We start from the raw sequence: 13822 nt of genomic DNA, 5'->3' as shown, positions 1-13822 counted from the left end.
TCGTGTAATGCTCCCTAACTGGTGCAGCGCTGCACGGCCTGGGTCTGTTGCGCGTCAGTGGAGGTCGTAGGTGCCGCCCAGTTCCGCGACGGGGCTTGTTGGTTAGTGGTGTTACACCACTTAGCGGGGTGTTACACCAGCTCGGAGGCGGTGTAATGCTCCCTAACTGGTGTAATGCTCCCTAAGTGGTGCAGCGCGGCACGGCCTGGGCCTGTTGGGCGCTGGCATGTGCAGTGTCAGCGAGGAAACCCGCGCGTGGGCTTGTTTCCAAGTGGTGTTACACCACTTAGCGGGGTGTTACACCAGCTCGGAGGCGGTGTAATGCTCCCTAACTGGTGTAATGCTCCCTAAGTGGTGCAGCGCGGCACGGCTTGGGGCTATCGGACGCCGACGTGGGCGGCGCCAGCGAGTAAACCCGCGCTCAAGGTTGTTACCGATGAGGTGTTGCACCCGATCGGGAAGATTCAACCCCATCTGATCGGGTTGAATCTTCCCTAACGGGTTGAATGTTCCCGATCAGGTTGAATCTTGCCGTGCCCTGAGGCCTCAAACAGAGGAGGGGCCCAAGCCTTGCGGCTCGGACCCCTCCTCATGTCGTATCGGCGCGGTGCGCTAGCGCCTCACTCACCGCCCTTGCGGCGGCGGATGCGCTTGCGGGCGCGGGGAGCACCCTCAGACGCAGCGCCACCATCAGTCGAACCCGAACGCTGCGAGTGCTCGCCGCGGCCACGGCCACGCGTGCCGCGGTCGGAGCGGCCGCCCTTGCCGGCGTTCAGCGTGCGATCGCCGTCCTGGGAGCCGCGACGCGACCCGCGCGAACGCGACGCGTCGGAAGAAGACGCCGAACCACCACGCGACGAACGACCGCGGCCACCACGTGAGCCACCACGCGAGCCACCACGCGAACCCGAACGCGACCCGGAACGGCCGCCACGGCCTCGTCCTTCGGAGTGGGGGGAGGAGCCGCCCAGGTCCTCAAGGACCTCGGCGTCCAAGCCCGCGCGCGTGCGCTTGGCGCGCGGCAGGCGACCGGTCGTGCCCTCCGGGATGTCCAGGTCGGTGAACAGGTGGGGGGAGGTGTGGTAGGTCTCGAGCGGATCCGGCACGCCCAGGCCCAGGGCCTTGGAGATGAGCGACCAGCGTGGCGTGTCGTCCCAGTCGACGAAGGTGACGGCCGTACCAGAGTGTCCGGCGCGGCCCGTGCGGCCGATGCGGTGGATGTAGATCTTCTCGTCTTCGGGGCACTGGTAGTTGATGACGTGCGTGACGTCGTCGACGTCGATGCCTCGCGCGGCGACGTCGGTGGCGACCAGGACGTCGACCTTGCCGTTGCGGAACGCGCGCAGCGCCTGCTCGCGGGCACCCTGGCCGAGGTCGCCGTGCAGCGCGCCGACCGCGAAGCCGCGGGCGGTCAGGTCCTCGCCCAGGCGGGCGGCGGTGCGCTTGGTGCGGCAGAAGATGACGGTGCGGCCACGACCCTCGGCCTGGAGGATGCGCGAGACGACCTCCACCTTGTTCATGGCGTGAACGCGGTAGATGACCTGCTTGACCGTGTTGACGGTCTGGTTCTGGTCGTCGGGATCCTGCGCGCGGATGTGGGTCGGCTGGACCATGAAGCGGCGGGCGAGTGCCACGACGGGGCCGGGCATGGTCGCGGAGAACAGCATGGTGTGACGGTTCTCGGGGACTCGGCTGAGCAGCGTCTCGACGTCGGGCAGGAAGCCCAGGTCGAGCATCTCGTCGGCCTCGTCCAGGACGACGTTCTCGACGCCGGACAGGTGCAGGTGGCCCTTGCGCAGCAGGTCGATGAGGCGGCCGGGCGTGCCCACGACGATGTCGGCACCACGCTGGAGGGCCTCGATCTGGGGCTCGAAGGCGACGCCGCCGTAGATTTCAACGATGCGGGTCGACAGGTACTTGGCGGCCTCGCGCAGGTCCTGGGCGACCTGCTTGGTGAGTTCGCGGGTCGGCAGGATGATGAGCGCCTGCGGCTGGTTCGGGTTGAGCAGGTCCTCGTAGCCCTCTTCGTCCGGCGCGATGACGTCCTCGAGGACGGGGATGCCGAAGCCGAGGGTCTTGCCGGTGCCGGTCTTGGCCTGGCCGATGATGTCGTGGCGGTCCAGCGCGGGGCCGAGGGTCAGGGCCTGGATCGGGAAGGGGTGCGTGATGCCCTTGTCTTCGAGGGCGTCAACGATGGGGTCGGTGACGCCGAAGTCGGCGAAGGACTTCTTGTCGAGGTCCTCGCCCTTGCCGGTGATATCCGGGGTGGCTTCTTCCTCTTCGGGAGCTGCGGGCTTGATGTTGCCGAGGCGGACGACGCCTGCGGAGTATTCGACGGACGAGGCCGGGGTGGCCTTTTCGGTGGCGTCGACGTCGGGGGTGGGCACGGTTGCCTCAGTGCTCGTGTTGGTCACGATCTACCTTGTCTCCCGGGCTATTCCGGGGTTGGGGTCGGTGCCGATCGCGCATTATCTGGCGCGGGGATTCTCGTCCGCGCGTACGTGTTACTTATTCAAAAATGCGACCGGTCGTCCGGTGGTCGTCTTTCAGTGTAATGGTGTGGGAGGAGTTCGCGGGCGAGGGGCTGGTCACAGGGAAGACCGCCAAATGTCAAGAAGAGGGGCGAATGCACCACACCGCGCGGCTTGTCAGGCACTATGCTGGAGTCATGGCACACGAGTTTGATTCCGTCCCCGCCGACGACGCCGAAGTCCTTGGTATTCTCGCCTATTCGTCGCTCGCGTTTATGACGCGCTTGGCGAAGGACGGTGAGCAGGCCCCCACGTTCGAGGCCCACGTGGAGCATGCGCGCATGGCGGCGCGGTGCTTCAAGCTCTACCAGCAGCTGGAAGTGTGGAGCGAGCATCGCGGTTTTGACCTGCTGGCGGCCGCCGACGCGTTCTCGGGCGCGTACGACGATCTGGATGCGCGCACGCGACCCACGACGTTCGCGGAGCGCGCTGTCAAGACGTTTATTACGCGCGGCATGCTGGGCGACATGCTGATCCGCGTCGCGCAGGTGCACGGCCTGTTTGAGGGGATCGAGGACGTGTGGCCCTTCGAACAGGGACACTGGGTGCGCGCGCATCTGGGCCCGCAGATCGAGGCGGATGAGCAGTTGTCCTCGCGTCTGTCCCTGTGGGGTCGTCGCGTGGCGGGCGAGGCCCTCGGCCTTGTGCGCGCGACGCTGTTCACCTACCCGTCGCTGGCGGCGTCCCCGGAGAACGTCGATGAGATCACGGAGTACGTGATTAAGCGCCACGGGGAGCGCATGAGGGACATTCACCTGAAGGCCTGAGGCCGCAGGCATTGACGAGGCCGGGGTTCCTCGGGCGGTATCGTGTCCGCTCGGGTTCCCCGGCCTCGTTCGTGTGGGCGCGATCAGCGCATCAGTGGATCGCGAAGCCGACGCGGCGCTCGGACTTGGCGGCGACCTGCACGTATGCGAGGGCCTGGGCGGGCACGAGGGTGCGCTGGCCCTTGGTGTCGGTGAGGTCGAGGACGCCGTTGGTGGCGGCAAGGGCCTCGTGAACCTTGGCCATGAGCTCGCTTTCGGTCATGTCGACGTCGAGACCGAGCTGACGCGTGTTGTCGCGGATGCCGATGAAGATCTCCATGATGACTCCTTGCTGGTAAATGTCGTCACGCCCATCATATGTGCCGCAGATGTGGGTGGGGTCTGCGAGTATTGCGTTATGAGCGAAATTCAGGTCAGGTTGCGTAGCCGTGGCGCCGATTGGTGGCGTCTGCCGGAGCTGAACGCGCGCCAGCGTGCGGTTGTGGACGCGGCGCGCTTGGGTGACGTGATTGCGCGTGGTGCCCCGTCGTCGGGCCGCTCGACGTGTGCCCTGGCCGTGTTCGAGCAGGCGGCCTCTCGGGGGCGCAGCGCGCTGATTCTTGCTCCCGATCGTACGCGAGCCGATGTGCTGACTCCGCGCGCCCAGGCTCTCGGCCCGGACGTGGTTCGCCCGGTGCGCACGCCCGCCTCCTTCGCGTATCAGGTGGTGGCCACGTGGCGCACCCAGCGCGACGTGCCGTTGGAGGGCGTGGAGCTGGTGACGGGCGCGGCCCAGGATCAGATGCTCGCCGAGGCCCTGGAGTCGGTGGAGGCGCCGTGGCCAGAGGATATCGGCCCGCAGATGCGCGCGATGCCGGCGTTCCGAGCGGAGCTTCGCAACCTGGTGGCCCGCGCGGGCGAGGCCGGGATGGACGCGTCCGCCCTGTCCGAGGCCGGGGCCAGGTTTGGTCGGCCGGAGTGGCAGGGGGCGGGCGCGATCATCGCCGCGCTGGAGGAGGGGCCCGAGCACTCCCTGGAGTACCCGCAGACCCTGCGTGTGGACCTGTCGCGCATCCAGGCGCTCGCGGCTGAGCTGATCGATGCGTGGGAGAAGGATGCGCCCTCTCGCGGGGTGCAGGCGCCCTGCCCGGTGCCCGACGTGGTGATCGTTGATGACCTGCAGGATTGCACGCCGTCGACGTTGACGCTGCTGGCAGCGTGCCGCGACGCGGGTGCCCGAATCGTCGCCTTCTCGGATTCCGACGTGGCCGTGGCCGGATATCGCGGCGGCGAACCGCACCTGGACCGCAGGCTCGCTTCCCTCCTCGGCGTTGAGATTGCGGAGCTCGGCCAGGTCTACGACATGTCCCGTGCCGTGCGTGAGCTGGCGCGCCAGGCCTGCGCGCGCATCGCCCAGTCGGGATCGCCCGCCCGGCGAGAGGCCGGTGTCTCGGACGATGCGCCCCAGGGACGCCTGGTGACGCACCTGGGTGCCACGCCCTCGCAGATGGGTGCGCTCATCGCGCGTGCCCTGCGGGCCCACCACCTGCACGACGGCATCGATTTTTCGGAGCAGGTCGTCATCGTGCGCAGCTCGTCGATGGTCGCCGAAACTAGCCGCTACCTGGCGCGCGGGGGCGTGCCGGTCGCGGGAGGTAGCCGTGCCTTCGACTTCGCGACTCAGCCTACGACGCGCCTGCTGCTGGACCTGGTGACCATGCCGACGGGACAGAGTGACACGGAGGCGGCCGCGCGCCGCGAACTCGCCGAGCGCCTGCTGCCCTCGCCCCTCGTGTGCGCCGACGCCCTCGCCGTCCACCGCCTGCTGCGCCGTCTGAACGCCGCGCGCGCCCAGGCCGCCGAGGAGGCGGGCGACGAGGCGCCGCTGATCCCGCTGACCATGGCGGACCTCGTCAGTGACCCGCAGACGTGGCGGCCTGCCCTTGAACAGGCTGAGCAGGCGGGCGGCAAGCGTGCCCAGGCCGCCTCCATGCTCGCGCGCCCCCTCGAGACCGCGGTACGCCTGTGGGAGCTGGGGATGAGCGGCAGCGCTCGCCCCCAGGAGCGCCTGTGGTCGCTCTGGGAGGCCTCCGGAGTGGCGGGCGAATGGCGCGCGCGGGCTATCGCGTCGGATGAGTCGTCGGGCTGGTACGACGATCAGCTGGACGCTGTCGTGGCTCTCCTACGCGTTGCCGACGTGTGGGAGCAACGCAACCCCGCGGGCTCCGCCGTCCGCTTCGCGTCTGAGCTGCTGTCCGGCTCGGTTCCCATCGACACCATCTCGCGCGTGGGCGTGCGCCCCGGTGGCGTCGAGGTCCTTACCCCCGCGCAGGCGATGGGCCGCCACTGGCAGGTCGTCGTCCTCGCTGGCCTGCAGGACGGGGCGTGGCCGAATCTGCGGCTGCGCGACCGGATCCTGCGCGCCGACCTGCTTGCGGACGTGGGTGCGGGTCGCGTCGCCGTGGGCGAGGATGGGCGCGAGGAGCTCATCGACTCGACGCGGGCCGCCCGGCGCGCGGTTTTGGACGATGAATATCGCCTGTTTGTCGCGGCCGTGACGCGCTCACGGTGCATTGTGCATGCCGGTGCGGTGCGCTCGGAGGACGCGGCGCCCTCGGTGTTTTTCGATCTGGTGGCACGCCTGGCGGGCACGCCGCGCGAGAACGACATCGTGCCGGTGGATCCGGTGGAGGCACCTCTGTCTCTGTCCGGGCACATCGCGGACCTGCGGGCGCGCGCCGCCAACCCCGACGAGCCAGCCGATGCGCAGCTGGCCGCCACCCTGCTGGCACTCATGGCGCGCGAAGGTGTGCTTGCGGCGCAGCCGGATCGCTGGCTGGGGGCAGGCGGTACCCCGACGACTCAGGAGGAGTACACGGGTGAGATCACGCTGTCTCCCTCGCAGTTCGAGCGTGCGCTGTCGTGCCCGCTGCGATGGTTCCTCACCACCATCGGAGCCGACGGACCGTCGAACGCTGCAGCCAGCTTGGGTACCCTCGTTCACGCGGTCGCCGAGGAACATCCACACGGCACGCCAGAGGAACTGACCGAGGCGCTTGAGGCGCGCATCGATGAGCTGGGCTACAACCTGGACACGTGGGCGGGGCGCGTCGCCGACCGCCACGCGCGCGACATCGTGAACAACCTGGCGTCCTACGTGGAGGGCGTTCCCGGCCGGGTCGAGGTCGAGCAGTCGGTTTGCGCTGAGGTTGATGGCGTCACGATCCGCGGCCGTATGGATCGCCTCGAACACGTTGATGAGGGCGTGCGTGTCACCGACCTGAAGACGGGAAAGAGCGGATATACGGCGAAGAACGTCCCCGATAACGCGCAGTTAGCGGCATATCAGATGGCCCTGATCGCTTCGGGCGAAAAGGTCGCGGGGGCTCGCATTGCCCTGCTCGGTGGCGATAAGCCAAAGACCTTCGACCAGTCAGCCCTGGAGGGCGAGACCCTGCAGGAATGGCACACCAAGCTTCGTGCGGTCGTGGCGGACGCGCGTGGACCCTACTTTGAGGCACGCCCCTCGGAGACGGCGTGCCTGTTCTGTCCCTTCGATCGGCTGTGCCCGGCGCGCGAGCGCGGCCACAAGGTGGTGGAGTGACGTGGCAAAGGATAGTGCAATGAATCTCGGTGCTCTGCAGATCCAGGCAATCGTCGATGCGACGAAGACTCCGACGCCAGAGCAGGTGCGAGTAGTCGAGGCCCCGCGCCGTCCCCTCCTCGTCGTGGCGGGGGCGGGGTCTGGTAAGACCGAGACCATGTCCATGCGCGTGCTCTGGCTCCTGGCGAACCATCCGGACCTGAGCCCGTCGTCGATCCTGGGTTTGACCTTCACGCGCAAGGCTGCGGGTGAGCTGGGGGAGCGCCTGCGCGAACGCATCCGCCTGCTGTCGCGCGAGATGCCCCGGCTGCGTGAGCGCCTCGACGAAGACCCTGTGGCACTGACATACAACTCCTTTGCGGAACGCATTGTCTCCGAGCACGGGATGCGCATCGGCCTCGACCCCGATTTCTCGATGCTCTCCGAGGCTGGCGCGATCGACCTGATGACTCAGATCGTCGAGGCGTGGCCCACCGACCTGGATGACACGCTCACACCGACCGGCGTCGTCGAGCAGGTACTGCACCTGGCAGGCGAGATCGCAGAGCACGGATACACGGTGGGCAGTGCTCGTGAGGCGTTGGAGGAATTCGGGCGCGAGCTGGAGCAGGTGGGGCGCGGGAACAGTAAGTCTCGCGATGCCATTGACGTGAATCGGCGTCGCATTGCCCTCCTCGACCCCATCGAGGTCTACCAGCAGCGCAAGCGTGACATGGGCGTCCTGGACTTTTCCGATCAGCTGGTCCTGGCCACGCGCATCGTGCGCGAAGCTCCTGCGGTGCGTGAGTCTCTACGCGAGGAGTTCCGCGCGGTCCTCCTCGACGAGTTCCAGGACACCTCCGTCATCCAGATGGATCTGCTGTCGATACTCTTCGCGGATCACGCGGTGACCGCGGTGGGCGACCCGAATCAGGCCATTTACGGCTGGAGAGGGGCCTCGGCCTCTTCGCTGGAGTCTTTCCTGGATCGTTTCCAGACGGGCGCGCCCGAAGAAGGACAGACGCTCACGCTGTCGACCGCGTGGCGCAACGATGTGTCGATTCTGGACGCTGCGAACAGGGTGGCAGCACCCCTGCGGGAGGTACCTTCCTTCCAGGTGAGCAAGCAGCAGCTGAAGGCACAGTCTCCGGTCCTGGTCCCCAGGGGCGGGGCGGGTTCAGGAACCGTCGACATTGCCTTCACGCAGGACTACGACGAGGCCCTGGGCGCGATGGTTGATTTCGTGCGGCGGGTGCGCTCACAGCCGACTAAGGGCGGTCAGCGCCGGAGCGTCGCCGTGCTCAGTAGGCAGCGTCGTGATTTTCCGCTGATCGATGACGCGCTGCGCGAGGCGGGCATTCCCACGGAGATCGTCGGCCTGGGCGGTCTGCTCGATCAGCCGGCCGTCCAGGACGTGCGCGCCGCGCTGGAGCTGGCCTACGACGTCGAAGCGTCCCCGTGGCTCGCGCGTCTGCTGGCAGGCATTGACCTGGGGGTGGCCGACTTGATGGCTCTGGGTGACTGGGCTCGGATCCTGGCGCGCGGGGAGGGGGCAAGCCCGCACCAGGCCGTGCTCTTGGATGCTGTCGATAACCCGCCAGCGCCCGGTTGGGCGGCTGAGGGACATCCCGCGATCAGTGAGGAAGCAGTGCGCCGCGTGCGGCTGCTGGGCCAGCGCCTGCATCAGGTTCGTGAGGGCGTGGGGCGTTCCATCACCGAGCAGGTCGAGCGAGCAATCCTCATCATGGGCACGCTCGATGACGTGATCGCGGATCCGCTGTCGATGGGTGGGCGCGCGGCACTCGATGAGTTCATTTCTGTCGCTGCGGCATACGAGAAGGAAACGCCGGGTGCGTCCCTCGGGTCCTTCCTGGCGTATCTGGACATGGCAGAGAAACGCGAGGATGGGCTGGATGCGCCGCTGGGCGAGCCGGATCCGAACGCTGTCCAGATCTTGACGGTCCACGGCTCGAAGGGCCTGGAATGGGACGGGGTTGTTGTCTTCGCTTTGGCCGATGGCTCCTTCCCGATGCATAAGAGCAAAAGTCGGTCGTGGATCGACGATCCTCCCGCGAATACCGCATGGGTGACCAGTGCTGGTGCACTACCGCACCCGTTGCGCGGGGACCGCGTGGACCTACCGCCCTTCGAATTTGACGTTGATGGGGAAAAGAACCCGTCAACTGCCTTCAAGAAGTGGCTGGAGGGCGAGTATGGCGCGTCCCTCGGGGAACACGCGGAGCGCGAGGAACGGCGCCTGGCCTACGTGGCGATGACGCGCGCGCGTAGCGCTCAGCTGCTGGTGGGTTCGTGGACGTCTGGCTTTAACAAAAAGGTGACGCATCCGTCGCGCTACCTGATGGAGGCCAGCGCGCAGTTGTTTGGGCATACTCCGGATGCCTCGTCTGGCTCGGTTGGCACCATCGAAGACCCGCAGATGTGGTCCAACGGGCGCTGGCGTGACCTCGCCGGTGAGTCCTCGGTGGGGGAGGGCAGGTGTCTGATAGCCCCGATTCCGCATCAGGACGAAGACGATGAACCCGCCGCGGGGGTGCGCGAGTTCGAGACTTTCCCGCAGGATCCGGGGCCTTCGCGTCAGCGCGCCTCGGCAGCGGCGCAGGCAGTTGAAGCGCAGATTGACGCGATGCCTGAGGATCAGGACGTGTACGAGGCCTTGGCGCAGTTGGGTGATGATCCCGCGGTGCGCGATACGGTCGCTCTCATCGAGGAGTACCACCTGTCTCGGGAAACGCCGATCGTCGACCTGTGGGCCGAGCGCGTTCCGGCGACGTCCGTGTCGGCACTCCTGCAGGATGCACAGGAGTTCGCACGCGATATGCGTCGCCCGATGCCGACGCGTCCCAGTTCGTTCTCAGCGCTGGGCACGGTGTTTCACGCGTGGGTGGAGCGCGAGCTTCACCTGGCCTCCGCGGACCCGGCCTCGGAGATCACTGCGGGTGCCGACGTGGTCGCGGGCGATGACACGGCGCTGGCTAGCGGCGACGATGGGGCGGAGGAGGCCCTGCTGACGGATGGTGAACGCGAGCGCCTAGAGCGGCTGCGCGAGAATTTCCGTGCCTTTGTGGCGGGAGTGCTGTCGGACTACCGGGCCGTCGCGATTGAGGAAGCCTTCTCGGTCGAGGTGGGCGGCGTGTCCGTCCAGGGCCGTATCGACGCCGTGTTCGAGCGCGTACGCGGCGATGGGCCGCGCTACCTGGTCGTCGACTGGAAGAGCGGCCGCCCGGTGACCGATTCGACCAAGCCGGACAAGGTCGCCTATTTCGTGACTCAGCTGCGCCTGTACCGGCGCGCGTGGGCGGCTCGCATGGGAGTGGATCCGGCGGAGGTCGGTGCGATGGTCGCCTTCCTGGCAGGCCCGTCGCACTACACGCTCGAGAGCCTGGAGGCCATGATTGGTGGCGCGGAGATTTCCCTGGATGAGGCGCTGCGAGGTGTGCTCGCAGACTAAAATCCCTCTTTAATCCAGCTGAATGAGTGACAGATCGGCAAGAGTTTGATGGAAACGATTGAAAACCCTGTTGCCTGCGTTCCTACGAAGTTTCATAGGATAGTGAGAGTTAATGGATGAATGTGATCGAAGTTAAAATCAGGGTTGTGTGCGCAGGTTGGGGAATGGTATAGTTGTCCTGTCAATTTCAATGACGAGAGACGGCACGTGAGGGTAGGTTCCCCAAACCGCGTTACAGAGAGGCGACGCGACCACTGGAACTCCCGGTGCCCTGACAAGGAAGGAGCGCATCGTGCGCCCCACTATCTCCAAGTTCCTCGCACTCGGTGCGACCGCCTCGGCCTTCGCCCTGCTCGCAGGCGCGTGCGGATCGGGAAGCACCTCGTCCAGCGGTGGTTCCGGTTCCGATCAGGTCCACCAGATGTACACATGGGTCTCCACGGACAATGACCGCGCCCAGTGGCAGTCCTTCATCGATGCTGCCAAGGAGAAGGACCCTAACTTCTCCCTGACCTTCGACGGCCCGGCCTTCAACGATTACTGGACCAAGGTCAAGACTCGCATGGTTGCCTCGGATGCGCCCTGCATCCTGACCACGCAGGCGGCTCGTGCGCAGGAGCTCTCCGGCCTCCTCGAGCCTCTCGACTCCTACATGGAAGCCGCTGGCATTAAGGCCTCGGACTACAACGCTGCGATGATGCAGGGCATGACGGTCGACGGCAAGGTGCTGGCCCTGCCTTACGACGCCGAGCCCGACGTCCTGTACTACAACCGTGAATTGTTCGAGAAGGCTGGTCTGGCGGCCCCCTCGACCTCGTACACGACCGACCAGTTCCTCAAGGATGCCAAGGCTCTGACGGGGGACGGCAAGTATGGCATGGCGGTCAAGCCGCTCCTCCTGGGCAACGCGCCCGGTGACTTCGGCATTTCTTTTGGTGGACAGGTCTCCAAGGATGGCAAGAACACGCTGACGGATCCCAAGTTCGTCGAGGGCGTCCAGTTCGCTTTCGACCTGGTCCACAAGGAGCAGGTCGCGGTTGCTCCGAACGCTGCGGACAACGACGGCCCCGCGCAGACCGCCTTCACCTCCGGCACCGCCGCGATGATCGTGGACGGCCCGTGGATGTACGGCTCCTTCGAGAAGGAGCTGGGCGATAAGCTCGGCGTTGCGGTCATTCCGACCCCGTCGGGTCAGCCCCGAGCCGTCATTCAGGGGTCGGGCTTCGGTATCTCGAAGTCTTGCCCCGACAAGCAGGCCGCCTTCGACGTTCTCAAGCAGCTGGTCACCCCCGAGGTCATTGGCTCGGTGGCGGACAAGCAGGGAACCGTCCCCTCGGTCGAGTCCGCGATGGACAAGTGGGCCGCGAACAAGCCTGCTGACAGCGCCGAGGCGGTGAAGGTTCTCCTCGAGAACGGCACCCCGCTCGTGACGACCACGACGTGGAACCAGATCAACACGTCCTTCCAGCAGTACTCGCCCGAGGGCTTCCGCGGCACCAAGACCGCGCAGGATATCCTCTCCGATCTGCAGAACTCCGCCGGCTGAGTCCGGCTCCCCATTGACGAGGCCGGGGTGACCTGCTCGGGTTCCCCGGCCTCGTTGAGTGGGTCCTTTGGCGTTAGCGCTAACGACGATGGTTGGCGCTGCCCGGCGGGCCCACCACGGTCCCTGTGATGGAAAGGTGACACTGCTGATGAGCACTGACACTGTGACACCCGGTCGCGAGGCGCCAGCGGGCGCGGTGGATACGGGTGAGGCGAAGGCCTCGAAGCGCACGAAGAAGGCGCGCGACGCGGGTAAGCGCGGCGACGGCGTGCGCGCCCTCGTCTACCTGGCTCCGGGCATGACCGGCTTCCTGCTGTTCATCGTCCTGCCTCTGATCGCGTCCCTCGTGATCTCTTTCTTCGACTGGTCGCTCTTCGGGGGTGGCCGTTTCGTCGGAATCGACAACTACAAGCGCATGCTCAGCGGAGCGGACCCGGCGTTCTGGACGGTCATGCGTAACACCGTCGTGTTTGCGGCCTGCTACACGGCGCTCAACCTCGTGATCTCGATCGGTCTGAGCTACTGGCTCCAGCGCGTACCCGAATGGCTTAGCCGAGTCCTGCGCGTCATTTTCTTCATCCCCGTGGTCACCCCGATGGTCGGTAACGCGCTGATCTGGCGCCTCCTGCTCTCCGACCACGGCGTCGTGAACTCCGCGCTGGGTGTCTTCGGGATCGAGCACATCCCGTTCCTGAACAAGCCCGCTCTGGCGATGGGGTCGCTGCTGGTGATGAGCCTGTGGCAGGGCCTGGGCTACAACATCGTGGTCCTGACGGCCGGGCTCAACGGCCTGAACACCTCGGTGCTCGAGGCCGCCACGATCGACGGCTGTAACGGCGTGCAGCGCTTCTTCAAGGTCGTCTTCCCGATGATTTCCCCGACCGTGTTCTTCTGTACGGTCATGACGATCATCGGTGCCTTCAAGGTGTTCGCGCAACCCTATTTCCTGACGCTGGGCGGCCCGGGAGAGTCGACCAACACGATCGTGTTGTCCCTGTACCGCAACGGTTTCTCATTCGACAAGCTCGGGTACGCCTCGTCGATGGCGTGGGTTCTCTTCGTGATTGTCATGACGGTGACGGCCCTGCAGTTCGCGGGCCAGAAGAAGTGGGTGAACTACGATGCGTAGCAAAAAACGACTGTCGACTGCTGTTTCGGTTGTCCTGCTGGGGATTGTTGGGGTCGCGTTCCTGTTCCCCTTCGCGTGGATGGTCGCGACCTCCCTGAAGCCCACGACCGAGGTTTTTACCTTCAGCCCGACGGGCAGTGAGGTGGCGTGGGAGAACTATCCTTCCGCGCTGCGCTCGATTCCCTTCGGTCGGGTCGTGCTCAACTCGTTCATCGTGTCGTTGTCCGGCGCGGCCCTCGTGGTCGTCGTGTCGGTTCTGTCGGCATACGCGTTCGCGCGGCTGCGCTTTAAGGGGCGCGATCACCTGTTCATGCTGTTCCTGGGCACGCTCGTCCTGCCCCAGGAGGTCCTCGTGATCCCCCTGTACATCGGCATGCAGCGCATGGGACTCGTGAACTCGTATTTCGCGCTCATCGTGCCCTTCGCGTTCGGGGCGTTCGGGGCGTTCCTGATCCGGCAGTTCCTGCTGTCCTTGCCCCTCGAGTTCGAGGAGGCAGCACGCATCGACGGGTGCAGCGACTGGCAGATCCTCACGAAGATCCTCCTGCCCCTCTTGAAGGCTCCGATCACGGTGGTCGGCGTGTTCGCTTTCATCGACTACTGGTCCTCGTTCCTGTGGCCCCTCATCGTGGTCAACGATTCGACGCTGGCGACGATCCCGCTGGGCCTGCAGATGTTCTCGGGTGAGCGCGGCACCGACTGGGGTCCGCTCATGGCGGCGGTCACGATGACGACGATCCCGTCGATTCTGCTGGTCGTGTTCCTGCAGAAGCAGCTGGAAAAGGGCGTTACCCTGGGTGCCTTCGGAGGACGGTGAT

General features: G+C 66.1%; 8 protein-coding genes. 6 read left to right on the top strand and 2 right to left on the bottom strand.

Going from position 1 to position 13822, the window contains the following annotated elements:
* Nucleotides 1-620: 620 nt before the first annotated feature.
* Complete coding sequence (locus O3684_RS04055; protein WP_500065213.1) at nt 621-2414, bottom strand: DEAD/DEAH box helicase; 1794 nt, start codon at nt 2412-2414, stop codon at nt 621-623.
* 254 nt (nt 2415-2668) lie between these two features.
* On the opposite strand from O3684_RS04055, the gene O3684_RS04050 reads away from it, so the two are divergent.
* The gene (locus O3684_RS04050) at nt 2669-3298 is read left to right on the top strand and encodes a ferritin-like fold-containing protein (protein ID WP_500065212.1); all 630 of its coding nucleotides are present in this window, start codon (nt 2669-2671) and stop codon (nt 3296-3298) included.
* A 91-nt stretch (nt 3299-3389) separates the two neighbouring features.
* On the opposite strand, the gene O3684_RS04045 is transcribed toward O3684_RS04050, so the two are convergent.
* Complete coding sequence (locus O3684_RS04045; protein ID WP_500063540.1) at nt 3390-3617, bottom strand: DUF3107 domain-containing protein; 228 nt, start codon at nt 3615-3617, stop codon at nt 3390-3392.
* 78 nt (nt 3618-3695) lie between these two features.
* Here O3684_RS04045 and O3684_RS04040 point away from each other — a divergent pair, with 78 nt between their 5' ends.
* From O3684_RS04040 to O3684_RS04020, 5 genes are all read left to right on the top strand, one after another.
* Nucleotides 3696-6881 carry a PD-(D/E)XK nuclease family protein gene (locus O3684_RS04040; protein ID WP_500065211.1) on the top strand — a complete coding sequence of 1062 codons (3186 nt, stop codon included), beginning with the start codon at nt 3696-3698 and terminating at the stop codon, nt 6879-6881.
* 19 nt (nt 6882-6900) lie between these two features.
* Entirely contained in the window at nt 6901-10329 is a 3429-nt protein-coding gene (locus O3684_RS04035) for an ATP-dependent helicase (RefSeq protein WP_500065210.1), read from the top strand.
* A 292-nt stretch (nt 10330-10621) separates the two neighbouring features.
* The gene (locus tag O3684_RS04030; protein WP_500063536.1) at nt 10622-11875 is read left to right on the top strand and encodes an ABC transporter substrate-binding protein; all 1254 of its coding nucleotides are present in this window, start codon (nt 10622-10624) and stop codon (nt 11873-11875) included.
* A 148-nt stretch (nt 11876-12023) separates the two neighbouring features.
* A complete protein-coding gene (locus O3684_RS04025; RefSeq protein WP_500065209.1) occupies nt 12024-13004 on the top strand; it encodes a carbohydrate ABC transporter permease in 981 nt (326 codons plus the stop codon).
* On the top strand, nt 12997-13821 hold the full coding sequence (locus O3684_RS04020; RefSeq protein ID WP_009059224.1) for a carbohydrate ABC transporter permease: 825 nt from the start codon (nt 12997-12999) through the stop codon (nt 13819-13821). Before O3684_RS04025 ends, O3684_RS04020 begins: the two co-directional genes overlap by 8 nt.
* Nucleotide 13822: the final 1 nt, after the last annotated feature.

The organism is Pauljensenia sp. 20925_1_27 (genome assembly GCF_041432835.1).
Lineage (GTDB): Bacteria > Actinomycetota > Actinomycetes > Actinomycetales > Actinomycetaceae > Pauljensenia.
This window is presented reverse-complemented; position numbering and strand designations above follow the sequence as displayed.